Genomic DNA, 23,337 nt, shown 5'->3' on the forward strand with positions numbered 1-23,337 from the left:
GGTTCCGGCTCATGTGATGCTCACCTTCCTCATACCGGCCCTCCTCGCGAACATCCGGCCGGCCGGGGCCAGGGCCGCGACCAGGAGGGACGTGGCGGTCGCGCCGGAGCGGGCGGCGAGGGCGGCCTGGAGTGGGACCGTGGCGCGGATGCCGCCGCCCACGGCGCGTTGGGTGAGGGGAGGTGAAGGGTTGAGCGTGGCGTGGAAGTAGGGGCGGGCGGCCGTGGCGGCGTAGGCGGCGCCCAGGGCGGTGGCGACGGCGCCGGCGGCCCCGGGTGGGCGCGCGGCGGGGCTGGAACCCGGCAGGCCGGGGGCGGCTGCTGCCCGCCGGCCTGCCGGGAGTCGGGTGCGGCGGTGGGTGACCAGCCGGGTCAGCACCCCCGTCGTCGCGAGGGCCGCCAGAGGGGCCAGGGCCGAGCCGCCGGTGGTCTCCCGGCGGGAGACGGCCGTGACCGCGAGGGTGTGGCTGCCGAGCAGCGCGGCGGAGGGCAGCGCGGCACGGGTGCCGCCGCCGGTGGCCGCGGCGCCCAGGAGCAGGTCGAGTCCGCGGGCGGCGGCCATGGCCGCGGGACCGGCGGGCGTGTGCTTCAGGGCGAGGTCGTAGGCCCAGACGGTCGCCGCCAGGGGCGCGGCCACCGCGAGGGCGGGGCGTCCCGCACCGGCGGCGAGCGCCAGTCCGGCGCCGGTGAGGGCACCGGCGGCGGTGAGGGCGGCGGCCGGACGGATACGGCCGGACGGCAGCGGGCGGTGCGGGCGCTCCACGGCGTCCTCGGCGCGGTCCGCCCAGTCGTTCAGGGCCATGCCGGCCTCGTACAGGCACAGGGAGGATCCGATGGCGAGCAGGGTGCGGGGCCCGGGGCGCACACCGGCCGCCGCCGCACCGGCCAGGGCGTCGCCGGGGACGGTGAACAGCGCGGGCAGGCGCAGTAGTTCCGCCCACGCGCCCGCACGGCCCGAGCGGGCGCGGGCGGCGCCGCCGCCGGAGGACAAGGCGGCGTCCTCGGAGGCCGGGCCGCCTGCCGGCGCGAGGCCGCCCTGCGCGGGCTCGCCCCGCGCGGGCGTGTCCTGCGCGTGTCCCGTCGTGGTCGTGTGCGGGTGCGTTGTGGTTGTTCGCGCAGTTCCCCGCGCCCCTGGGGAGTCGCCCTGCGCAGGCTCCCCCCGTGCGGGCATGTCATGGGCGTCGGGTGCCGGGCGGCTCATCGGCGGGCCTCGGGATCGGTGGCGGCGGGCCGCAGGCGTTCGGCGAAGTGCCTCAGGTCCGTGTACTGCTCGGCCAGTGACGACGGGCCGTCGCCGACCGGGTCCTTGAAGTAGAAGCCCAGCTCGCTCAGCGGGCCGGTCAGGCCCTTCTGCCGGGCGCGGACGGTCAGTCGGGCCAGGTCGAGGACGAGGGGGGCGGCGAGGGACGAGTCGCAGCCCTGCCAGGTGGTCTGGAGGATCATGCGGGCGCCGAGGAAGCCGTCGAAGGCGATGTGGTCCCAGGCCGTCTTCCAGTCGCCGAGGGCCGGTACGTCGTCGATGTGGACCTCGCCCTCGGGGGTGGTGCCGAGGGTGTCGGCGAGGACGCGTTCCTTGCCGGCGTTCTTCGCGGCGGCGGCAGCGGGGTCGGCCAGGGCGGCACCGTCGCCGCCGCCCAGGAGGTTGGTGCCGGACCAGGCGCGCACGGCGAGGGCGCGTTGCAGGAACATCGGGCCGAGTACCGAGCGCAGGAGGGTCTGGCCCGTCTTGCCGTCGCGGCCCGCGTACGGCAGGCCCGAGGAGGCGGCGAGCGGGGCCAGCGCCGGGTGGTGCAGGCCCGTGGAGGGGGTGAAGTTGACGTAGGGGCAGCCGGCGCGCAGGGCGGCCGCCGCGTAGAGGGAGCTGGGCGGCAGGGAGCCGTCGGTGGGGGCCGGCTCGGTGGAGGCCACGTTGATCACGACGGCGCCCGCGAGGTCCTGGCGGCGCACGAAGTCGCGGATGTCGGCCGCGAACACGTCGATCCACTGGTCCTGGGTGCGGCCGGTGTCGCCGGGCGGGGGGCCGCCGGGCCTGATCTCCCGGTCGGCGGCGACGAGTTCGGCGTGCACGGCGGACGGCAGGCCGTGCGGCAGGACGCCGCCGTCGGCGAGGTGCTCGGCGCGCTTGGGCAGCGGGCAGTCGACGGTGTCGTGGCCGCCGAAGACGAGGGACGACAACGAGGGCAGACCGCACGAGGTGAAGGGAGCGGTCTCGGTGACCATGCCGGTCGGCGGGTGGAGCCCGGCGGCGACGGCGGCGCAGCCCGCGATCGCGGTGGTGGCGACGGAGCCGCGCGCCCCGATGAGCCAGACGCCGAAGCGGGGGGCCGGGGAGGGGGTGGGGAGGGACGGTTCGGCGGACATGGGCAGCCTCCTTGTCGTACGCGAACCTGGTGCGAGCGCCGGAGGGGGACGAGCGGGGTGCCGGGTGCGTCGGCCCCGGCGGGACGGCGGGCGGAGGTCCGGCGTCCTCCGCCCGCCGCCGTTCCGGTTGCCCCAGAAGGGCGGTTCGCCCTAGGAGGGCAGTTCCTTCAGCTGGATGTTCCGGAAGGAGACCTGGTCGTCGGCGCCGTGGTTCTGCAGGCCGATGTAGCCGTCGGTCAGGCTCCGCTCGGGGTCCTTGTTGGTGAAGTCGTTGATCTTGACTCCGTTGAGGAACACCTGGAGGCGTTCGCCGCGGACCTTGATCTCGTAGGAGTTCCACTGGCCGGGCGGCCGCAGGACCTGGTCACGGGCCTTGATGTCCGCCGACTTGAAGGAGTAGACGGAGCCCGTGGTGCGGTCGGGCGCGTCCGTGGCGTCGATCTGGATCTCGTAGCCCTTGTTCACCGCGGACCAGGGGTCGTCGGAGGCCGGGAAGCCCACGAAGATCCCGGAGTTGTCGTCGCCCTGCATCTTCCAGTCGAGCTTGAGGGAGTACGACTGGAGCTCCTTGGCCTGGTACCAGAGCAGACCCATGCCGCCCTCGGACTCCATGGTGCCGTCCTTGACGACGAACTTGCCGGGGCCGGCCTGCTTCCAGCCGTCCAGGGTCTGGCCGTTGAAGATCTCCCGGTAGCCCTTGTCCGGCTTGCAGTCCGCCTTCACCTGGCCGGTGGCGTACTGCATGCCGCCGAGCAGGTGGGTGCGGAAGGCCTCGTCGGCGTACGACTCCTTGGTGTGGCCGCCGCCGGTGTAGAAGGAGCGGCCGCCGCCGTAGCTCTGGCACCAGGCGATCGGGTGGTCGCCCTTCATGTTCCCGCCCTGGTAGGTGGTCTCGTCGAGGGTGGCGAGGACCTTGGCCTGCTCACGCGGGTTGGTGCGGTAGTTGTACCACTCGTCGGTGCGCTCCCAGGCGTCGTCGAGGTGCGCGGTGGACGGGTGGTCGTGGTCGTGGACGCGCACGGTGGCCTTCTGGATGGCCGGGTGCGAGTCGAAGTAGGCGCCGACGAGGCCGCCGTAGAACTCCCAGTCGTACTCGGTGTCGGCGGCGGCGTGGATGCCCATGTAGCCGCCGCCGTTGCTGACGTAGTTCTCGAACGCCTTCTGCTGCTCGGCGTCGAGCACGTCACCGGTGGTGGACAGGAAGGCCACCGCGTCGTACTTGGCGAGGTTGGCGGTGGTGAACTGCCGGGCCTCCTCGGTCGCGGTGACCGAGATGCCGGCCGGGGCGCCCAGCTCCTTCAGGGCGGCGACGCCCTCCGGGATGGAGTCGTGGCGGAAGCCGGCCGTCTTGGAGAAGACCAGGACCTTCTTGCCGGCCTTGAACGGCTCCTTGGAGAACTCGAAGTCGTCCACGTCGTACAGCGCGCCGTCGCCGCCCCGGAAGACCAGGTAGATCTCCGTGGTGCGCTTCGGCAGCGACCGCAGCGGCACGTCGACGTCCTGGAACGTCTCCCAGCCGCCCGTCGGCGGGATGTACGCCGAGCCGTGCAGCTTGCCGGTGGGCGAGCCGGTGCGCAGCTCGATGAAGCCGCCGGAGCCGCCGGAGGAGGCCCGTACGGTCATCTTCTTCTGCCCGTCGAACTTGTAGGGGCTGAAGGAGATCCAGTCACCGTCGTTGATGTCGCCGACGGTCTTGCCGCCGTTGGCCGTGGCCTTGTCGAAGGTGTTCACGCCCGACTGGGTGGTGAAGTGCTCGGCCTGGCGGTGCAGCGGCTGGAGCACGGTGCGCGCGGTGCCGGTCAGGGCCTCCTGGCCGTTGGCCCCGCCGTCGGTGTAGCTGGCGCCGACGACACCGTAGATGTTGGCGTTGGGGTCGTGACCGCCGTCCCCGGCGGGCGGCTTGAGGGTGCCCTCACAGCCCGTCTCGCTGGTCAGCTCGTGGGCGTGGGAGTCGTGGCCGAGGCTGTAGGCGACCTTGACCCTGGAGCAGTCGATGGTCTCCTCGGGGTCGGTGACCGTCACCTTGAACGGCACGGGCTCGCCGAAGGCGGCCAGGCTGCCGTTGCCCGGCACGGTGATCTTCACCGTGGGCTCGGTGTTGCCGACCACGATCCGGACACTGGCGTTGCCGGTGTTGCCCTCGGGGTCCTTCGCGGTGAAGGTCGCGGTGTAGGTGCCGACCTTCTTGTACCGGTGGGTGGGGGTGAGGCCCTCACCCTTGGTGCCGTCGCCGAAGTCCCAACCGTAGGTGAGGTCCGGGGAGTCGGCGTCCTTGGCGCTGCCGGTGAACTTGACCCTCAGCCCGGCCGCACCGGACGTCTTGTCCGCGCTGACCTCGGCGATCGGGGAGAAGCCGTCCTCGGCGTTCTCGATCCGGTACAGCGCGGAGTTCTCGTCGCCCTGGAACCAGGAGACGCCGTAGTCGAGGACGTAGAGCGCGCCGTCGGGGCCGAACTCCATGTCCATGATCTGGGTGCCGGTCCACGGGAAGTCGTTGATCGTCGCGACCGTGCCGTCCTCGTTCTGCTCGATCCGCTTGATCCAGCGGCGGCCGAACTCGCCGGCGAAGAAGTCGCCGTCGTACGCCTCGGGGAACTTCACGCTGGAGTCGAGCTCGGGGTCGTAGCGGTAGACCGGGCCGCCCATCGGGGACTCGGAGCCGGTGCCGAACTCGGGCACGGAGTCGCCGTCGTAGGGGATCCAGGCGGGCTGCGCGGGCGGCAGGTCGACCAGGCCGGTGTTGTGCGGGGAGGTGTTCTTCGGGGCGGCGCAGTCGAACGTCTCGCCGGAGGCGCCGGTGGCGAAGTCGTAGTCGACGTAGGCGTCGTTGTCGCCGGTGCAGAACGGCCAGCCGAAGTTGGCCGCCTCGGTGACCTTGGCGAACTCGACCTGTCCCCCCGGACCCCGGTTCGGGTCGGCGGCGCCCGCGTCGGGACCGTAGTCGCCCACGTAGATGGTGCCGGTCTTCTTGTCGATGTTCATCCGGAACGGGTTGCGGAAGCCCATCGCGTAGATCTCGGGGCGGGTCTTCTCGGTGCCGGGGGCGAAGAGGTTGCCCTCCGGGACGGTGTACGAGCCGTCCTCGGCGACCTTGATGCGGAGGATCTTGCCGCGGAGGTCGTTGGTGTTGCCGGAGCTGCGGCGGGCGTCGAAGGCCGGGTTGCGGTTCGCCCGCTCGTCGATCGGCGTGAAGCCGTCGGAGGCGAAGGGGTTGGTGTCGTCGCCGGTGGACAGGTAGAGGTTGCCCTCGGCGTCGAAGGCGATGTCGCCGCCGACGTGGCAGCAGGTGCCGCGGGAGGCCGCGACGTCCAGGACCTTCTTCTCGCTGGCCAGGTCCAGTGTGCCGTTGGGGTTGAGGACGAAGCGGGAGAGGCGGTTGACGCCGTCGAACTTCTCGAAGTCCTCGGCGGTGCCGGTCTCCGGGGCGTCGCCCGCGGGGGTGTCGAGCGGCGGGGCGTAGTAGAGGTAGATCGCCCGGTTGTTCTCGAAGTCCGGGTCGATGCCGACGCCCTGCAGACCTTCCTCGTCGTGGCTGTAGACGTCGAGCTTGCCGGCGACCTTGGTGACGCCGCCCTGGTCGGTGATCCTCAGTGTGCCGTCGCGCGAGGTGTGCAGGACGCTGCGGTCCGGGAGCACGGCGAGCGACATCGGCTCGCCCATCTCGGGCTCGCCCTTGGCGAGCGGTACCTGCTGGAACTGCCCCTCGGCGGCTGCCGTCCCGTCGTGCTCCGGGTGGCCCGGGTGGGCGCCGGCGACGGTCGCCGGGGTGCCCACGGCCAGCAACAGGCCGGTGAACAGGGCGAGGGTGGTGCGGAGTCTGGGGCGTTTCGTGGTCCGGGTGGATTTGAGTCTGCTTCTGTGCACGAAGTCCCTCCGGGAACGGGTGGGCCGTACGGAACGGATGCGAAGACGTGCGGTGCGTGCGGGCGCCGGGGTGCGCCGTCACCCCGGAGGCGTGGGTGTCCTGAACACTTCAGGGACGGTAACCGCGTTCTTCCGGGGCGAACACCCCTGGGACCGGGACCGGTTGAACTTTTTCCCAACTCAGGACAAAGCAGGATCCGGGCAGGTCGGACCGGGGACCGGCGGATGTTCCGGCCCCCGTCCCCGACCTGCCGTCGGGCGCGCGGATCAGCTGTTGAACGCGGCGTCGAAGGACGCGCTGGGCGGCTCGAAGTCGAAGGCCTTGAGGCGGGTCAGCGCCTCGGGGGCGCCCTGGAGCCGGTCCATGCCGGCGTCCTCCCACTCGACGGAGACGGGGCCCCGGTAGTCGATGGAGCGCAGCATGCGGAAGACGTCCTCCCAGGGGACGTCGCCGTGGCCGGCGGAGACGAAGTCCCAGCCGCGCCGCGGGTCGCCCCAGGGCAGGTGGGAGCCGAGGCGGCCGTTGCGGCCGTCGAGGCGTCTGCGGGCCTCCTTGCAGTCGACGTGGTAGATCCGGTCGCGGAAGTCCCACAGGAAGCCGACCGGGTCGAGGTCCTGCCACACGAAGTGGGAGGGGTCGAAGTTGAGGCCGAAGGCCGGCCGGCGGTCGACCGCCTCCAGGGCGCGTACGGTCGTCCAGTAGTCGTAGGCGATCTCGCTGGGGTGGACCTCGTGCGCGAACCGCACGCCCTCGGCGTCGAAGACGTCCAGGATCGGGTTCCACCGCTCGGCGAAGTCCTCGTAGCCGCGTTCGATCATCGACTCGGGGGCGGGCGGGAACATGGCGACCAGGTGCCAGATGGCGGAGCCGGTGAAGCCGATGACGGTGTCGACTCCGAGGAGGGCCGCGGCGCGCGCGGTGTCCTTGATCTCGGCGGCGGCCCGCTGCCGTACGCCCTCGGCCTCGCCGTCGCCCCAGATGCGGGCGGGCAGGATCGCCCGGTGGCGTTCGTCGATGATGGCGTCGCACACCGCCTGCCCCACCAGGTGATTGGAGATCGCCCAGCACTTCAGGCCGTACTTCTCCAGGAGCTGGTGGCGGCCGGCGACGTAGGACGGGTCGGCGAGCGCCTTGTCCACCTCGAAGTGGTCGCCCCAGCAGGCGAGTTCGAGGCCGTCGTAGCCGAAGTCGCGGGCGAGTCGGCAGACCTCCTCCAGCGGCAGGTCTGCCCACTGGCCGGTGAACAGCGTGAAGTTGCGCGGCATCCGTATCCGTCCTCTCAGGCGGCGATCGGTGTGTAGACGGAGTTCTTCTCGGCGCTCTCCTCCACCGCGGCCAGGACGCGCTGCACCTGGAGTCCGTCGGCGAAGGAGGGTTCGGGACTGCGGCCCTCGGCGACCGCGTGGACCAGGTCGCGGGCCTGGTGCACGAAGGTGTGCTCGTAGCCGAGGCCGTGGCCCGGCGGCCACCAGGCCTCGAGGTAGGGGTGCTCGGGTTCGGTGACCAGGATGCGGCGGAAGCCCGCGTGCGTCCCGGGCTCGGTGCCGTCGTGGAACTCCAGTTCGTTGAGCCGTTCCAGGTCGAAGGCCAGCGACCCGCGCTCGCCGTTGAGTTCGATGCGCAGGGCGTTCTTGCGTCCGGTGGCGTACCGGGTGGCCTCGAAGGAGGCGAGGGCACCGGAGGCGAAGCGGCCGGTGAACAGGGCCGCGTCGTCGACGGTGACCTGTCCGGTGCCGGCGGCGGTGACGGCTGCCAGGCCGCTGCTGGGCGCGGTGGGCAGCGGCCGCTCCCGTACGAACGTCTCGGTGAGCGCGGAGACCCCCGCGAGCCGCTCACCGGACAGGTACTGCGCCAGGTCGACGATGTGCGCGCCGAGGTCGCCGAGCGAACCGGAGCCGGCCTGCTCGCGGCGCAGCCGCCAGGTCAGCGGGAACTCCGGGTCCACCAGCCAGTCCTGCAGGTACGCGACCCGCACGTGCCGCAGTCTCCCGATCCGGCCCTCGGCCACCATCCGCCGGGCCAGCGCGGTCGCGGGCACCCGGCGGTAGTTGAAGCCGACCATCGCCGACTTCCCCCGTGCCCGCGCCTCTTCGGCGGCGCGGGTCATCGCCTCGGCCTCCTCGACGCTGTTGGCGAGGGGCTTCTCGCACAGCACGTGCTTGCCGGCGGCGAGCGCGGCGAGCGCGATCTCGGCGTGGCTGTCGCCCGGGGTGCAGATGTCGACGAGGTCGATGTCGTCCCGTTCGACCAGGGCGCGCCAGTCCGTCTCGGTCTCCGCCCAGCCGTGCCGGTCCGCCGCCGCGCGCACGGCGTCGGCGTCCCGGCCGCAGATCACGGCCATGTCGGGGCTCATCGGCAGGTCGAAGACGCGGCCCGCGGTGCGCCAGCCCTGGGAGTGGGCGGCGCCCATGAAGGCGTAACCGACCATGCCGATGCGCAGCGGTGGCTTCCCCGTCTCCGCCCCGTCGGACGCTTGCGGCTGTGCCATTCGGATGTCCTCCTCGTCGTCGTGGCGGGCGGGGTGGACCCCGCCCGGAGGGCTGGTCAGGCCCGTGGTGCGGGGCTCCTCACTTGAAGCCCGTGGACATGTACTGGTCCACGTTCTCCTTGTCGACGACGGCCGAGTAGCAGGTCACCGACGAGGGGATCTCGAACTCCGCGAGGCCGCTCACGCCCTTGCCCTGGCCGAGGGCGCGGGCCAGGTCGATCGCGGAGGCGGCCATCGTCGGCGGGTACAGGACGGTGGCCTTCAGGACACCGCTGTCGGCCTTGATGGCCTCGAACGCGGAGAGCGCGCCCGCGCCGCCCACCATCAGGAACTCGTCCCGCCCGGCCTGTTCGATGGCGCGCAGCGCGCCCACGCCCTGGTCGTCGTCGTGGTTCCACAGCGCGTCGATCTGCGACTGCGCCTGGAGCAGCTGGGCCATCTTGGCCTGGCCGGACTCGACGGTGAACTCGGCGGCCTGGCGGGCCACCTTCTGGATGTTGGGGTAGTTCTTCAGCGCGTCGTCGAAGCCCTGGGTGCGCTGCTTGGTCAGCTCCAGGTTGTCCAGGCCGGCCAGCTCGACGACCTTGGCGCCCTGCTTGTCCTTGAGCTTCTCGCCGATGTAGTGACCGGCGTTCAGGCCCATGCCGTAGTTGTCGCCGCCGACCCAGCAGCGGTACGCCTGCGGGGTGTTGAAGATCCGGTCGAGGTTGACGACGGGGATGCCGGCGCGCATCGCCTTCAGCCCGACCTGGGTGAGGGCCTTGCCGTCGGCGGGCAGGATCACCAGGACGTCGACCTTCTTGTTGATGAGGGTCTCGATCTGGCCGATCTGCTGGGCGGTGTCGTTGGAGCCCTCGGTGATCTCCAGGGTGACGTCGGAGTACTTCTCCGCCCGCTTCTTGGCGTTGTCGTTGATGGCGTTGAGCCAGCCGTGGTCGGCCTGCGGTCCGGCGAAGCCGATGGTGACCGGCTTGCCCGGCTTGTCGTCGGCGGCCGGCTGGTCGTTCGCGGCGGGCTCGTCGTCGCTGGACTCGTTGCTGGTGCAGCCGGTGACGAGGACGCCGGCGGACACGGCGGCGGCTCCGAAGAGCAGCCCTCTGCGGCTGGTGAACTCTGGCATGGCGGTGAACCCCTTCATCAGGTCGTGCTCGCGGTACGGCGCTGGACCAGCACGGCGGCGACGATGATCGCGCCCTTGGCGATCTGCTGGACGTCGCTCTGCAGGTTGTTCAGGGCGAAGATGTTGGTGATCGTGGTGAAGATCAGGACACCGAGGACGGAGCCGACGATGGTGCCGCGGCCTCCGGTGAGCAGGGTGCCGCCGATGATCGCGGCGGCGATGGCGTCGAGTTCGTAGAGGTTGCCGTTGGTGTTCTGGCCGGAGCCGGCCAGCACGATCAGCAGGAAGGCGGCGATGCCGCAGCACAGCCCGGACAGCAGGTACAGGTAGAGCCGCTGGCGGCGCACGTCGATGCCGGCGAGCCGGGCGGCCTCCGCGTTGCCGCCGACGGCGACGGAGCGGCGGCCGAAGGTGGTCCGGTTGAGCACCAGCCAGCCGACGACGGTGACCGCGGCGAACACCAGGACCAGCGGCGGGATGCCGAGCACGTAGGAGTCGCGCTCACCGAGGTCGAGGACGCCGTCGACGGTGACGATCTGGGTGCGCCCGTCGGTGATCTGCAGGGCGAGACCGCGGGCCGAGGCGAGCATGGCGAGGGTGGCGATGAACGGGACCATACCGCCGTACGCGATGAGCACCCCGTTGACCAGTCCGCACCCCAGTCCGACGAGGACGGCGGTGAAGAGGATGCCCGCGAAGCCGAACTCCTGGGTGGCGACGGTGGTGGCCCACACCGAGGCGAGGGCGACGATCGCGCCGACCGACAGGTCGATGCCGCCGGAGATGATGACGAAGGTCATGCCGACGGTGACGACACCGATGACGGAGGCCTGGGTGAGGACCAGTTGGAGGTTGCGGGTGTCCAGGAACTGGTCCGGTTTGGTGATGCCGCCGATGAGGATCAGTGCGGCGAGCACGCCGAGCAGCGACAGGGTGCGGACGTCGGCGCGGAACAACACGGCGCGCCAGGCGGGCTTTTCGCCGGCCGACGGCGCCTTGGGGGCGCTGTCCCGCGGCGGGGAGACGGGCTGCGTCATGACGCCGGGCTTCCTTCCATGACCAAATCGAGTACACGGTGTTCGTCGAGTTCACGGGCGGGCGCCGTGTGGACGACGCTGCCCTCGCGCAGCACCAGGACGCGGTCGGCGAGGCCGAGCACCTCGGGCACCTCGCTGGAGACCAGCAGCACGGCGAGGCCCTCGTCCGCCAGCCGGCGGACGACCGCGTAGAGCTCGGCGCGGGCGCCGACGTCGACGCCTCGGGTGGGTTCGTCGAGCAGCAGCACCCGGCAGCCGCGCAGCAGCCAGCGCGCGAGCACGGCTTTCTGCTGGTTGCCGCCGGACAGGGTGCGCACGGGCACGTCCGGGTTGTCGGGCCGCAGCGACAGTTCGCGGACCGCCGCACGCGCCGCCCCCAGTTCGGCGCCGCGGTCGATCCAGCCGGCCTTCGCGAACCGCGACATGGAGGAGACCGACACATTGCGGGTGACGGACTCCAGCATCAGCAGGGCCTGCGCCTTGCGTTCCTCGGGGGCGAGCCCGAGTCCGGCGCGCACGGCGGCCCGTACGCTGCCCGGCCTCAGGGGGCGTCCGTCGACGAGGACCCGGCCGGTGTCGGGCTTGCGGGCGCCGTAGATCGTCTCCAGGATCTCGGAGCGTCCCGAGCCGACGAGTCCGGCGAGTCCGACGATCTCCCCGGGCCGCACCTGGAGGTCGAGCGGGGCGAACTCGCCCTCGCGGGACAGTCCTTCGACGGTGAGCACCGGTTCGCCCTGCGGGGCGGCGGCGGGCCGCTCCGGGAAGACGTACTCGACGTTGCGTCCCGTCATCAGCGCGACGACCTCGCGGGTCGGCGTCGACTTCGCGGGCAGCCCGCCGGCGACGGCCCGGCCGTCCTTGAGCACGGTCACCCGGTCGCCGATGCGCCGGATCTCCTCCAGGCGGTGCGAGATGTAGACGACGGCGACGCCGTCGGCGGTGAGGTCGCCGACGATGCGGAAGAGGTTGTCGACCTCGTCCGGGTCGAGGGCGGCGGACGGCTCGTCCATCACGATGAGCCGTACGTCGTGGGAGAGCGCCCGCGCCATGGACACGATCTGCTGCTGCGCCGCGGAGAGTTCGCCGACCAGCCGGGCCGGGTCGACCTCGGGGTGGCCGAGCCGCTTGAGGAGTTCGGCGGTCGACGACCTGGCGGCCCTTCCCCGTACGACGAAACCGGCGGCCGTGGGTTCGTGGCCGAGGTGGACGTTCTCGGCGACCGACAGGTGTTCCACCAGGTCGAGTTCCTGGTAGATGGTGGCGATGCCGAGGCGCATGGCGGCGATCGGCGAGCGCAGGGTGACGTCCTCGCCGCGCCAGCGGATGGTGCCGGTGTCGGGCTGGTGGGCGCCGGCCAGAACCTTGATCAGGGTGGACTTCCCGGCGCCGTTCTGGCCGAGCAGGCAGTGCACCTCGCCGGCCTGGACGTCGAGGTCGACGCCGTCCAGGGCCCGGACTCCGGGGAACGACTTGGTGATGCCGGACATGCTGAGCAGCGGTGGTTGTGGTGCCATGCGGATTCCCCTCGGCGGGCGTACGGGCCGGTGTCAGGGCGATCCCCTTGCGGGGCAGGCGTTTTCGGGCAGGGCGGGGTAGGGCGGTGGCGGTGCCTGGTACGGGTGGTACGGGTGGGCTGTTCCGGTGCGGTGGAAGCCGGTGCGGTGGAGCGGATGCCGTGACGCGGATGCGGTGGTGTTCGGAGCAGGTGCCGTGGCGCGGATGCGGTGGTGCCTGGAGCAGGTGCCGTGACGCGGATGCGGTGGTGCCTGGAACGGGTGCGACGAAGGAGCGGGAAGGGCTGCTTACGCGGGTGAGAACAGGTGGTCGCTGATGAGCCGGGCCGCGCCGATGACTCCGGCGGTGGGCCCCAGCTCCCCCAGCACGATGGGCAGGTTGCCCGTGGCCAGGGGCAGCGAGCCGCGGTAGACCTGGGTGCGGATCGCGGCGAGCAGGGTGTGGCCGAGGCCGGTCACCCCGCCGCCGATCACCACCAGGCCGGGGTTGAAGAAGCTGACCAGGCCGGCGATGACCTGGCCGGTGTGGTTGCCGCCCTCGCGGATCAGATCGAGGGCGGTGGCGTCACCGGCCGCGGCCGCGGCGGCGACGTCGACGGCGCTGAGCGTGCCGTTCGTCTCCAGCCGGCCGGCGAGTTCGGCGGAGAGCCGCTGTTCGGCGGCCTCCATGGCGTCCCGGGCGAGGGCCGCACCGGAGAAGTGGGCCTCCAGGCAGCCCCGGTTGCCGCAGGCGCACGGGCGGCCGTCGGGCACGGCCTGGATGTGCCCGATGTCGCCCGCACTGCCCGTCGTACCGCGGTAGACCTCACCGCCGACGACGATGCCGCAGCCGATGCCGGTACCGATCTTGACGCAGAGGAAGTCGGCGACGGTGCGGGCGACGCCCGCGTGCTGCTCCCCCATCGCCATCAGGTTCACGTCGTTGTCGACCATGACCGGGCAGCCGAGGTCCTGGCTGAGCGCCTCCCGCACGGGGAAGCCGTCCCAGCCCGGCATGATCGGCGGAGCCACCGGGATGCCCTCGGGGAAGCGGACCGGGCCCGGGACGCCGATACCGGCGCCGTCGAACCCCTCCGCGAGCCCCGAGGCCTTCAACTTCGCTGCCATGGCGAGTACTTGCTCGAAGACCGCGACCGGCCCCTCGCGTACGTCCATGGGCTGGTTGATGTGCCCGAGGATCTCCAGCTCGGCGTTGGTGACGGCGACGTCGACCGAGGTCGCGCCGATGTCGACGCCGAGGAACCGCAGGTGCGGGTTGAGCCGGATGTTGTGGGAGCGCCGACCGCCGCGCGAGGCGGCGAGTCCGTCGGCCACGACGAGATCCGTCTCCAGCAGCCGGTCCACCTCCACGGCCAGTTTCGACCGGGAGAGGTCGACCTGGTCGCCGAGCTGGGCACGGGAGTTGGGTCCGCCGTCGCGCAGCAGCCTGAGCAGTCGTGCCTGGTGGGCGTTGGCGGGTCGCGCTGTCATACGTCTCACGAGCCCCTCCCCGCCTCGATCGGCCTGTGCGCGCCGGATTCCGGCCACGTGTGTGGCGTTCCTTCGGATGGGAAAGTAGCAGCGCCTGCCGGAGGTGGGAAGAAGTCGCGCAGGAATTGCCCCCTACTTTTTCCACTCACAGGACAAAGGAGTCCGTGAGGGCACGGGGAGAGGCGTCACAAGGTAACCGAAAAGCCGCACTCAGGACTTCGCGCGGGCGTGGTACGAGCGCCGGGTGTGCTCGGTGTGTTCGCGCATGAGCCGGGTGGCCAGTTGTTCGTCATGGGCGGCGACGGCCGCGATCAGCTCGCGGTGCTCGACCCAGGACTGTCCGCCGCGCTGCCGGGCGACGGGTGTGTAGTACCAGCGCACGCGCCGGTCGACCTGGGCGGCGAGTTCGGCGAGCACGGCGTTGCCGGCCAGCTCCATGATCTTGGCGTGGAAGCGGGCGTTGAGGGCGACGGCGGCGTCCACGTCGTCGGCGTCGACGGCCTTGAGCCCCTCGGCCAGGATCTCCTCCAGGGCCTCCACGCCCGCCCCGTCGGCGTTGCTCGCGGCCAGCCGGGCCGCCTCGGCCTCCAGCAGCGTACGGACGGTGAGGAGCTGGTCGGCCTCCTCCTCCGTCGGCTCGTGCACGAACGCGCCCTGCGCGGGCCGCAGATCGACCCAGCCCTCGGTGTTGAGCCGCTGCAGCGCCTCGCGCACCGGCTGGCGGGAGACGCCGAGGTGGCCGGCGAGTTCGCTCTCGACGAGGTGCTGGCCGGGCTGGAGGGCGCGGGTGGTGATGAGTTCGAGCAGCGCCTCGTAGACCCGGTCGCGCAGCGGTCCCGGCCGTTCGAGCTTGGGCACCGCCCCCTGGGGCAGTCCGGTCGACAGCATCGCGGTCCCCCTCCTCGGCGGCGCCGCGCACCGCCGCGAACGCCGGTGCACCGCAACGCCAGTAGTGATTGTCTTTCGTCTACAGTCTACGGCGCACGGACACCAGGGGGTCGGGGAGTCGTCCTCGTCACACCGGCGACGGGCTCAGGGGCAGCGCACGACCTGTCCCGCGTACGACAGGTTCCCGCCGAAGCCGAAGAGCAGCACCGGGTCGCCGGTCGTCACCGCGCCCTGTTCGACGAGCTTGGAGAAGGCGAGCGGGATGCTGGCGGCCGAGGTGTTGCCGGACTCGGTGACGTCGCGGGCGACGACGGCGTTGACGGCGCCGAGCCGGCGGGCGAGGGGTTCGATGATCCGCAGGTTGGCCTGGTGCAGCACCACCGCGGCGAGGTCCTCGGGCGCCAGCCCCGCCTTCTCGCAGGCCTGGCGGGCGACGACCGGCAACCGGGTGGCCGCCCAGCGGTAGACGCTCTGCCCCTCCTGCGCGAACCGCGGGGGCGTCCCCTCGATCCGCACCGCGTGGCCCATCTCGGGCACCGAGCCCCACAGCACCGGGCCGATCCCCGCCTCCGCGCCCGGGGCGCAGGCCTCCACGACGGCCGCGCCCGCCCCGTCGCCGACCAGCACGCAGGTGGTGCGGTCGGTCCAGTCGGCCACGTCGGACATCTTGTCGGCGCCGATGACCAGCACCCGGCTCGCGCCGCCGGCCCGTACGGTGTGGTCGGCGGTGGCGAGGGCGTGGGTGAATCCGGCGCAGACCACGTTGATGTCCATGACGGCGGGTCCGGGCATGCCGAGGCGGGCCGCGACGCGGGCGGCCATGTTGGGCGAGCGGTCGATGGCGGTGGACGTGGCCACCAGGACCAGGTCGATCTCGGCGGGGGTCCGGCCGGCCGCCGCCAGTGCCTTGGCGGCGGCGTGCGCGGCCAGCTCGTCGACCGGTTCGTCGGGTCCGGCGATGTGACGGGTGCGGATGCCCACGCGGCTCGTGATCCACTCGTCGCTGGTGTCGACCATGCCCGCCAGGTCCTCGTTGGTGAGGACCCGGGCGGGCTGGTAGTGGCCGACGGCGACGATGCGCGAGCCGATCATGGGTGATCCCCCTAGTGGTTCAGTTGCGGGATGCACCAGTCTGATCAGTGACTCACGGGTAAGAGGGCAGGTGAAGTGACAGGAAACGGGCGTCGGGCTTGTCGGCTTCCCTCAGCCTCCGAAGCACCGTCCCGGCCGTCCGCGGTCAGCCGGTGAACAGTTGTGTCGCCTTGCGCACGAGCTCGTACAGACCGTAGGCGAGCGGCACTCCCACCCACAGCCAGGAGAAGGTGACGAGCCCGCGGCGGCCGGGGCTGCTAGGCGGATTCTGGCTGCTCTCGCCGGTCATCGGCGGTCTCCTTCGCTGCTTCGGGGCCGGGCACGTGATGACGGGGATGGACGGGCCGGACCAGTTCGTTGGCGACGAAGCCGACGACGAGCAGCCCGATCATGATGACCAGCGACGTTCCGTAGAGGGACGGTCCGTGTCTGCCCGCCTCCTCCTGCCGGTCGGCGACCCAGTTCACGATCAGCGGTCCGAGCACACCGGCCGTGGACCAGGCGGTGAGCAGCCGGCCGTGGATCGCCCCGACCTCGTAGGTGCCGAAGAGGTCCTTCAGATACGCCGGGACCGTGGCGAAGCCGCCGCCGTAGAAGGAGAGGATCACCAGGGCGCACAGGACGAACAGCGGTTTGGAGGAGTCGCCCAGCAGCCGGATGAGCGCGTACATCAGCGCGCCGACGCCGAGGTAGACCCGGTAGATGTTCTTGCGGCCGATGAGGTCGGAGGTGGTCGACCAGCCGATGCGGCCCGCCATGTTGGCCGCCGACAGCAGGGCGACGAATCCCGCGGCGGCGGTCGCCGACACCGGTGCGGAGGCGTCCGCGAAGAAGTCGGTGATCATCGGGGCGGCCTTCTCCAGGATGCCGATGCCCGCGGTGACGTTCATGGTGAGCACGATCCACAGCAGCCAGAACTGCGGGGTGCGCACGGCGGAGCGGGCCGAGACCTGCGGCCCCGTGACCGCGGCGGGCCCGCCGGCCACCGGGCGCGCGGTGCGCGGCACCCGCACCAGCACCACGCCGAGCAGCATGAACACGGCGTACGTCAGCCCGTGCACGAGGAAGGCGAGCGCGATGCCGGTGTTGTCGGCGCCGAAGGAGTCGAGCATCCGCGCCGACCAGGGCGAGGCGATCAGCGCGCCGCCGCCGAAGCCCATGATGGCGATGCCGGTGGCCATGCCGGGCCGGTCGGGGAACCACTTGATGAGCGTCGAGACGGGTGAGATGTAGCCGATGCCCAGGCCGATGCCGCCGACGAAGCCGTAGCCGAGGACGATCAGCCAGTACTGCTCGGTGGCCGCGCCCAGGGCGGAGAGCAGGAAGCCGGAGGAGAAGCAGATCAGGGCGACGGTCATCGCCCAGCGCGGGCCCCGGCGTTCGACGAGGGTGCCGCCGAACGCGGCGGACAGGCCGAGCATGACGATGCCGAGCTGGAAGGGCAGTGCGCTCTGGGTGCCGCTGAGGCCGAGCGCGGACTCCAGCGGCGGCTTGAACACGCTCCACGCGTAGGCCTGGCCGATGGAGAGGTGGACGGAGAGCGCGGCGGGCGGGACGAGCCAGCGGCTCCAGCCCGGCGGTGCGACGGGGGGACTCATGGGTCCCCAACCGTAGGGACGGCGCGGGCCGTTGAGAAGACGGTTGAGCAGACAACCACTGGTGCTGCACAAAGCCTTGCTGGGGCCACCCCCATACTGTAGACAATATTTCGTCGACAGAGATTCGGCGGTTTCCGTGGTCCTCGGTGTCCCTCGACCGGACGGAGCTACCCTCGCCATGAAAGTCGCAGTCCTCGGCGCCGGGGCGATCGGCGCCTACGTCGGTGCCGCGCTCCACCGTGCGGGCGCCGACGTGCATCTCATCGCCCGTGGACCGCATCTGGCGGCCATGAGGCAGTACGGAGTACGGGTGCGCAGCCCGCGCGGTGACTTCACCGCGCGCCCCCGCGCCACCGACGACCCGGCCGAAGTCGGCCCGGTCGACCATGTGTTCCTGGGTCTGAAGGCCAACTCGTACGCGGCGTGCGGGCCGCTGATCGAGCCGCTGCTGCACGACACCACGACCGTCGTGGCCGCCCAGAACGGCATCCCCTGGTGGTACTTCCACCGGCACGGCGGGCCGTACGACGGCCGCCGCCTGGAGAGCGTGGACCCGCGGGGCGCGGTCAGCGCGGTGCTCGCGCCCGAACGGGCCGTCGGCTGCGTCGTCTACGCGGCCACCGAACTCGAACAGCCCGGTGTGGTACGCCATGTGGAAGGCACCCGCTTCTCCATCGGCGAACCGGACCGCAGCGTCTCCGCGCGCTGTCTGGCCCTGAGCGAGGCGATGCGGGCCGGGGGCCTGAAGTGCCCGGTCGAGCCGGACCTGCGCAACGACATCTGGCTGAAGCTGCTGGGCAACATCTCCTTCAACCCGATCAGCGCCCTGGCGCGCGCCACCATGCGGCAGATGTGTCTGCACGGCGGCACCCGGCAGGTCATCGAGACGATGATGGCCGAGACGCTGGCGGTCGCCGGGGCCCTCGGCTGCGAGGTCGGCGTCTCCATCGAGCGCCGGCTGGCGGGCGCGGAGAAGGTCGGCGACCACCGCACCTCCACGCTCCAGGACCTGGAGCGCGGCAAGCCGCTCGAACTCGACGTCCTGCTCGCGGCCGTCGTCGAGCTGGCGGAGATCACCGGTGTCCCGGTGCCCACCCTGCGCACCGTGCACGCCCTGTCGGACCTGCTCGCGCTGAGGAGCGCCGCATGAGGAAACCCGCCCGCGGGCAACGCGACCGAAGCCCGAAGACCTACACCCGTCTCACCCACCCCCTCGTCCGGGACTCGCGCGACGCGCCCTTCCGCCGGGCGGGCTGGGACGAGGCGCTGGACCGTACCGCGCGGGGCCTGGCGGCGGCGCGCGGCGCGTTCGGCCTGTTCTCCTGCTCCCGCGCGACCAACGAGATGAACTACGTGGCGCAGAAGTTCGCCCGGGTCGTCATGGGCACCAACAACGTCGACTCCTGCAACCGCACCTGCCACGCCCCGTCCGTGGCCGGCCTGTCGGCCGCGTTCGGCTCGGGCGGCGGCACGTCGTCGTACGAGGAGATCGAGCACACCGACGTCATCGTGATGTGGGGCTCCAACGCCCGCTTCGCCCACCCGATCTTCTTCCAGCACGTGCTCAAGGGCATCCGGGGCGGCGCCCGGATGTACGCGGTCGACCCGCGCCGGACCTCCACCGCCGAGTGGGCGGAGAGCTGGCTCGGCCTGAACGTCGGCACGGACATCGCCATGGCGCACGCGATCGGCCGCGAGATCATCCACGCGGGCCTGGTCAACGAGGCGTTCGTCCGGCGGGCCACCACGGGGTTCGAGGAGTACGAGGCGCTCGTCGAACCATGGACGCTCTCCCTGGCCGAAAAGGTGACGGGCGTACCGGCGGCCGCCATACGGGAGTTGGCGCACGCCTACGCCCGCGCGGAGCGCGCCCAGCTCTGCTGGACCCTCGGCATCACCGAGCACCACAACGGCACCGACAACGTCCGCGCCCTGATCAACCTCTCCCTCCTGACCGGCCACGTCGGCCGCTACGGCTCGGGCCTGCAGCCCCTGCGCGGCCAGAACAACGTGCAGGGCGGCGGCGACATGGGCGCGATCCCCAACCGCCTGCCCGGCTTCCAGGATCTCCTCGACCCCGGCATCCGGCTGAAGTTCGAGTCGGCCTGGGACACCGTCATCCAACCGCACCACGGGCTGACCCTGACGGAGATGTTCGAGGCCATGGAGGACGGCTCCCTGCGGGCCGTCTACTGCATCGGCGAGAACCCGGCCCAGTCGGAGGCGGACAGCGAACAGGCGGTACGGCGCCTGCGGGAGCTGGACTTCCTGGTGGTCCAGGACATCTTCCTGACGAAGACCGCCGAACTCGCCGACGTCGTCCTGCCCGCGACCGCCGGCTGGGCGGAGACCGAGGGCACCACCACCAACAGCGAGCGCCGGGTGCAGCGGGTGCGCCGGGCCGTGGTCCCGCCCGGCGAGGCGCGCGAGGACATCGACATCCTCTGCGACCTCGCCACCCGCCTCGGCCACGACTGGAAGTACGCCGGCGCCGAGGCGGTGTGGAACGAGCTGCGCTCGGTCTCCCCGGACCACTACGGCATGACGTACGAGCGTCTGGACGAGCACCAGGGCATCCAGTGGCCGTGTCCGAGCACGGACGCGCTCGAACCGACGTACCTGCACGGCCGTCTGTGGGACCCGGACCCGGCCGGGCGCGGCAGGCCCGCGCCCTTCGGCATCGTGCGGCACGACCCGCCGGTCGACCTCACCGACGAGCACTACCCGATCCGGCTGACCACGGGCCGCCGTCTCGACTCCTACAACACGGGTGTGCAGAGCGGCGGTTTCGCGTCACCCCTGCGGCGCGGCGAGTACGTCGAACTGTGCCCGGAGGACGCCGAGCGCTACGGGGTGGTGGTCGGCGAGGAGGTGCGGGTGACCTCGCGGCGCGGCTCGGTGCTGGCGCCGGTCTGGGTGGACACGGGACTGCGGCCGGGCCTCGCGTTCATGACGTTCCACTTTCCCGACGAGGTGGACACCAACCTGCTGACGATCGAGGCGAACTGCCCGATCGCGGGGACGGCGGAGTTCAAGGCGTCGGCGATCCGGATCGAGAAGGTGAGCACCCATGGACCTGCACTTCGGTGACAGCAAGCCGACGGACGAGGAGCGCGCGGCCGTCGACGCCCTGCTCGGCCCTCCCGAGTCCTCCTGGGAGGGCGCCGACCGCTCCGACGCGGACCTGCGCTGGGCCCGCGGCGGCAGGGAGGCCCGCGACCGCCGCGACCTGCTGCTGCCGGGGCTGCACGCCGTCAACGACCGGGTCGGCTGGATCAGCGAGGGCGCCCTGGACTACCTGTGCCGCCGCCTGACGGTCCCCCCCGGCGGAGGCGTACGGCGTGGCCACCTTCTACGCGATGTTCTCCCTCCGCCCCCGCCCGGCGACGGTCCTGCACGTGTGCACGGACCTGGCCTGCACGGCGGCGGGTGCGACCGAGCTCTGCGCGGACGTCGAATCCCGCCTGACCCCGGATTCCGGCGTCCAGGTGGAACGCAGCCCCTGCCTGGGCCTGTGCGAAAGAGCCCCGGCAGCCTTGGCGATCCGGGCCGGCGAAACAGCCCGTCCGGCACTTGAGCACAAGGCCCTTTCAGGGCCGAACGGGGGGTCCGGGGGCAAAGCCCCCGGGGACGATGGGGGTCCCTCCCGCTCGAGCGAAGCCGAGAGTGGGGGAGGGAAGGGGCGGCGGGGGCGAGAAACCACGAGGGCCACCGCAGTCTGCGCCCCGGCCACCCCCGAAACCGCAGTCCGAGCAGCCACCGCCCCCGAAACCGCACCCCCCGAACCCCCACCCACCACCGCGGTCCCCCAGGCCGGAGCCGGAACCCTCACCCTCCTCCACCGCATCGGCACAACCGACCCCACCGACCTGGACGACTACCGGGCGAACGGCGGCTACACCGCCCTCCGCCGCGCCTTCGCCCTCGGCCCCGCCGCCGTCATCCGCGAGGTCACCGACTCCGGCCTCCTCGGCCGAGGCGGCGCCGCCTTCCCCACCGGCCGCAAGTGGCAGGCCACGGCCTCCCAGCCGGACCACCCCCACTACCTCGTCTGCAACGCCGACGAATCCGAACCGGGCACCTTCAAGGACCGCGTCCTCATGGAGGGCGACCCGTTCGCGCTGGTCGAAGCCATGACCATCGCGGGCTACGCGACCGGCGCCCACCGCGGCTACCTCTACCTCCGCGGCGAATACCCCAGGGCCCTGCGCCGCATGGAACACGCGATCGCGCAGACCCGCGCCCGCGGCCTGCTCGGCGACGACATCCTCGGTCAGGGCTACGCCTTCGACATGGAGATCCGACGCGGCGCGGGCGCGTACATCTGCGGTGAGGAGACGGCCCTCTTCAACTCCATCGAGGGCTACCGGGGCGAGCCCCGCACCAAGCCCCCCTTCCCGGTGGAGAAGGGCCTGTTCGGCAAGCCGACAGTCGAGAACAACGTGGAAACCCTGGTCAACGTCCTGCCCGTCCTGACCATGGGCGCCCAGGCCTACGCGGCGATCGGCACGGAGAAATCCACCGGCCCCAAACTCTTCTGCGTCTCGGGCAGCGTCGCCCACCCCGGCGTCTACGAACTCCCCTTCGGTGCGACCCTGGGCGAACTCCTCCACCTCGCCGGCGTCCGCGACAACCTCCGCGCGGTCCTCCTCGGCGGAGCCGCCGGCGGCTTCGTACGCCCCGACGAACTGGACGTCCCCCTCACCTTCGAAGGCACCCGAGCAGCGGGCACCACCCTCGGCTCCGGAGTCGTCATGGCCTTCGACGACACCGTCCCGCTCCCCCGCCTCCTTCTCCGCATCGCCCAGTTCTTCCGCGACGAGTCGTGCGGCCAGTGCGTCCCCTGCCGCGTCGGCACCGTCCGCCAGGAGGAGGCGCTGCACCGGATCGTCGACCGCACGGGCGCCGACGCCGCCACCGACATCACCCTCCTGCGCGAGGTCGGCCGCGCGATGCGGGACGCCTCGATCTGCGGTCTGGGACAGACCGCGTGGAACGCCGTGGAATCCGCCATCGACCGTCTGGGGACGTACGAATGACCGTGACACCGCTGGGGATCCCCCGCCGCCTGCTGGAGTTCACCCTCGACGGCGAGCCGGTCCGGGCGCCCGAGGGATCGACGATCCTGGAGGCCTGCCGGGCGGCCGGGAAGGACATCCCCACCCTCTGCGAGGGCGACACCCTGGCCCCGAAGAACGCCTGCCGGGTCTGCGTCGTGGAGGTCGAGGGCTCCCGCACCCTCGTCCCCGCCTGCTCCCGCCGGGCCGAGCCCGGCATGGAGGTGCGCACCGGCACCGAGCGGGCCCGGCACAGCCGCAAGATCGTGCTCGAACTCCTCGCGTCCTCCGTCGACCTGTCGACGCCTCCCCGGGCCGCCGAGTGGATCGAGGAGTACGAGGCGAAACCGGACCGCTTCGGCCCGGACGCCGCCCGCCTCAACGAGGAACCGAGGGTCGACAACGACCTCTACGTCCGCGACTACGACAAGTGCATCCTCTGCTACAAGTGCGTGGACGCCTGCGGCGACCAGTGGCAGAACACCTTCGCGATCTCGGTCGCGGGCCGCGGTTTCGACGCCCGGATCGCCGTCGAGCACGACGCCCCGCTGACCGACTCGGCGTGCGTGTACTGCGGCAACTGCATCGAGGTCTGCCCCACCGGGGCCCTGTCGTTCAAGTCGGAGTTCGACATGCGGGCGGCGGGTACCTGGAACGAGTCGCGGCAGTCGGAGACGACGACCGTGTGCGCGTACTGCGGTGTCGGCTGCAACCTCACCCTCCATGTGCAGGACAATGAGATCGTGAAGGTCACCTCGCCGCACGACAATCCGGTGACCCACGGCAACCTGTGCATCAAGGGCCGCTTCGGCTACCAGCACGTACAGAACCGGGACTGAGCGGAACTG

16 protein-coding genes and 1 pseudogene are annotated in these 23,337 nt (G+C 71.7%); 4 read left to right on the forward strand and 13 right to left on the reverse strand.

The genetic code is table 11. The features are described 5' to 3' along the window. Positions 1-9: 9 nt before the first annotated feature. The 13 genes from ACZ62B_RS16395 to ACZ62B_RS16455 form a co-directional block, all read right to left on the reverse strand. Complete coding sequence (locus ACZ62B_RS16395) at positions 10-990, reverse strand: SCO3242 family prenyltransferase (RefSeq protein ID WP_469690820.1); 981 nt, start codon at positions 988-990, stop codon at positions 10-12. A gap of 206 nt (positions 991-1,196) precedes the next feature. Then, positions 1,197-2,360, reverse strand: a complete 1,164-nt coding sequence (locus ACZ62B_RS16400) for an inositol-3-phosphate synthase (protein WP_468719043.1) — start codon at positions 2,358-2,360, stop codon at positions 1,197-1,199. A 150-nt stretch (positions 2,361-2,510) separates the two neighbouring features. Beyond that, positions 2,511-6,224: a ThuA domain-containing protein gene (locus ACZ62B_RS16405; protein WP_469690822.1), complete on the reverse strand. Its 3,714-nt coding sequence runs from the start codon at positions 6,222-6,224 to the stop codon at positions 2,511-2,513. Positions 6,225-6,491: 267 nt separating this feature from the next. Beyond that, entirely contained in the window at positions 6,492-7,490 is a 999-nt protein-coding gene (locus tag ACZ62B_RS16410) for a sugar phosphate isomerase/epimerase family protein (RefSeq protein WP_085575680.1), read from the reverse strand. Between the two features lie 14 nt (positions 7,491-7,504). Next, a complete protein-coding gene (locus tag ACZ62B_RS16415) occupies positions 7,505-8,713 on the reverse strand; it encodes a Gfo/Idh/MocA family protein (RefSeq protein WP_344558336.1) in 1,209 nt (402 codons plus the stop codon). Between the two features lie 79 nt (positions 8,714-8,792). Beyond that, positions 8,793-9,833 carry a substrate-binding domain-containing protein gene (locus ACZ62B_RS16420; RefSeq protein ID WP_344558334.1) on the reverse strand — a complete coding sequence of 347 codons (1,041 nt, stop codon included), beginning with the start codon at positions 9,831-9,833 and terminating at the stop codon, positions 8,793-8,795. A gap of 17 nt (positions 9,834-9,850) precedes the next feature. Next, a complete protein-coding gene (locus ACZ62B_RS16425; protein ID WP_344558332.1) occupies positions 9,851-10,870 on the reverse strand; it encodes an ABC transporter permease in 1,020 nt (339 codons plus the stop codon). Then, the gene (locus ACZ62B_RS16430) at positions 10,867-12,384 is read right to left on the reverse strand and encodes a sugar ABC transporter ATP-binding protein (RefSeq protein WP_344558331.1); all 1,518 of its coding nucleotides are present in this window, start codon (positions 12,382-12,384) and stop codon (positions 10,867-10,869) included. The genes ACZ62B_RS16425 and ACZ62B_RS16430 overlap by 4 nt, the downstream gene beginning before the upstream one ends. A 288-nt stretch (positions 12,385-12,672) precedes the next feature. After that, complete coding sequence (locus ACZ62B_RS16435; protein ID WP_344558330.1) at positions 12,673-13,854, reverse strand: ROK family protein; 1,182 nt, start codon at positions 13,852-13,854, stop codon at positions 12,673-12,675. Between the two features lie 210 nt (positions 13,855-14,064). Next, complete coding sequence (locus ACZ62B_RS16440) at positions 14,065-14,742, reverse strand: GntR family transcriptional regulator (RefSeq protein ID WP_073931304.1); 678 nt, start codon at positions 14,740-14,742, stop codon at positions 14,065-14,067. Between the two features lie 144 nt (positions 14,743-14,886). Continuing rightward, the gene (locus ACZ62B_RS16445; protein ID WP_344558327.1) at positions 14,887-15,834 is read right to left on the reverse strand and encodes a beta-ketoacyl-ACP synthase III; all 948 of its coding nucleotides are present in this window, start codon (positions 15,832-15,834) and stop codon (positions 14,887-14,889) included. Positions 15,835-15,979: 145 nt separating this feature from the next. Continuing rightward, the gene (locus tag ACZ62B_RS16450) at positions 15,980-16,123 is read right to left on the reverse strand and encodes an MFS transporter small subunit (RefSeq protein WP_344558325.1); all 144 of its coding nucleotides are present in this window, start codon (positions 16,121-16,123) and stop codon (positions 15,980-15,982) included. Further along, complete coding sequence (locus tag ACZ62B_RS16455; RefSeq protein ID WP_344558323.1) at positions 16,092-17,432, reverse strand: OFA family MFS transporter; 1,341 nt, start codon at positions 17,430-17,432, stop codon at positions 16,092-16,094. Before ACZ62B_RS16455 ends, ACZ62B_RS16450 begins: the two co-directional genes overlap by 32 nt. A gap of 178 nt (positions 17,433-17,610) precedes the next feature. On the opposite strand from ACZ62B_RS16455, the gene ACZ62B_RS16460 reads away from it, so the two are divergent. The 4 genes and pseudogenes from ACZ62B_RS16460 (at position 17,611) to ACZ62B_RS16475 (ending at position 23,328) form a co-directional block, all read left to right on the forward strand. After that, positions 17,611-18,582, forward strand: a complete 972-nt coding sequence (locus tag ACZ62B_RS16460; RefSeq protein WP_468719033.1) for a 2-dehydropantoate 2-reductase — start codon at positions 17,611-17,613, stop codon at positions 18,580-18,582. Further along, on the forward strand, positions 18,579-20,522 hold the full coding sequence (locus ACZ62B_RS16465; protein WP_344558310.1) for a molybdopterin oxidoreductase family protein: 1,944 nt from the start codon (positions 18,579-18,581) through the stop codon (positions 20,520-20,522). The genes ACZ62B_RS16460 and ACZ62B_RS16465 overlap by 4 nt, the downstream gene beginning before the upstream one ends. Then, positions 20,503-22,471, forward strand: a pseudogene (locus ACZ62B_RS16470) (NAD(P)H-dependent oxidoreductase subunit E). Before ACZ62B_RS16465 ends, ACZ62B_RS16470 begins: the two are co-directional and overlap by 20 nt. Next, positions 22,468-23,328 (forward strand): 2Fe-2S iron-sulfur cluster-binding protein, encoded by an 861-nt coding sequence (locus ACZ62B_RS16475; RefSeq protein ID WP_469690828.1) that lies wholly within the window; start codon positions 22,468-22,470, stop codon positions 23,326-23,328. Before ACZ62B_RS16470 ends, ACZ62B_RS16475 begins: the two are co-directional and overlap by 4 nt. Positions 23,329-23,337 lie beyond the last annotated feature (9 nt).

Source organism: Streptomyces sp. NPDC053426 (assembly GCF_055585405.1).

Excerpts from the sequence above, each read along its gene's own strand:
- ACZ62B_RS16435 (WP_344558330.1), bottom strand. The coding sequence starts at position 13,854 with ATGACAGCGCGACCCGCCAACGCCCACCAGGCACGACTGCTCAGGCTG.
- ACZ62B_RS16440 (WP_073931304.1), bottom strand. The coding sequence starts at position 14,742 with ATGCTGTCGACCGGACTGCCCCAGGGGGCGGTGCCCAAGCTCGAACGG.
- ACZ62B_RS16415 (WP_344558336.1), bottom strand. The coding sequence starts at position 8,713 with ATGGCACAGCCGCAAGCGTCCGACGGGGCGGAGACGGGGAAGCCACCG.
- ACZ62B_RS16410 (WP_085575680.1), bottom strand. The coding sequence starts at position 7,490 with ATGCCGCGCAACTTCACGCTGTTCACCGGCCAGTGGGCAGACCTGCCG.
- ACZ62B_RS16430 (WP_344558331.1), bottom strand. The coding sequence starts at position 12,384 with ATGGCACCACAACCACCGCTGCTCAGCATGTCCGGCATCACCAAGTCG.
- ACZ62B_RS16425 (WP_344558332.1), bottom strand. The coding sequence starts at position 10,870 with ATGACGCAGCCCGTCTCCCCGCCGCGGGACAGCGCCCCCAAGGCGCCG.
- ACZ62B_RS16445 (WP_344558327.1), bottom strand. The coding sequence starts at position 15,834 with ATGATCGGCTCGCGCATCGTCGCCGTCGGCCACTACCAGCCCGCCCGG.
- ACZ62B_RS16455 (WP_344558323.1), bottom strand. The coding sequence starts at position 17,432 with ATGAGTCCCCCCGTCGCACCGCCGGGCTGGAGCCGCTGGCTCGTCCCG.
- ACZ62B_RS16450 (WP_344558325.1), bottom strand. The coding sequence starts at position 16,123 with ATGACCGGCGAGAGCAGCCAGAATCCGCCTAGCAGCCCCGGCCGCCGC.
- ACZ62B_RS16465 (WP_344558310.1), top strand. The coding sequence starts at position 18,579 with ATGAGGAAACCCGCCCGCGGGCAACGCGACCGAAGCCCGAAGACCTAC.
- ACZ62B_RS16460 (WP_468719033.1), top strand. The coding sequence starts at position 17,611 with ATGAAAGTCGCAGTCCTCGGCGCCGGGGCGATCGGCGCCTACGTCGGT.
- ACZ62B_RS16420 (WP_344558334.1), bottom strand. The coding sequence starts at position 9,833 with ATGCCAGAGTTCACCAGCCGCAGAGGGCTGCTCTTCGGAGCCGCCGCC.
- ACZ62B_RS16475 (WP_469690828.1), top strand. The coding sequence starts at position 22,468 with ATGACCGTGACACCGCTGGGGATCCCCCGCCGCCTGCTGGAGTTCACC.
- ACZ62B_RS16400 (WP_468719043.1), bottom strand. The coding sequence starts at position 2,360 with ATGTCCGCCGAACCGTCCCTCCCCACCCCCTCCCCGGCCCCCCGCTTC.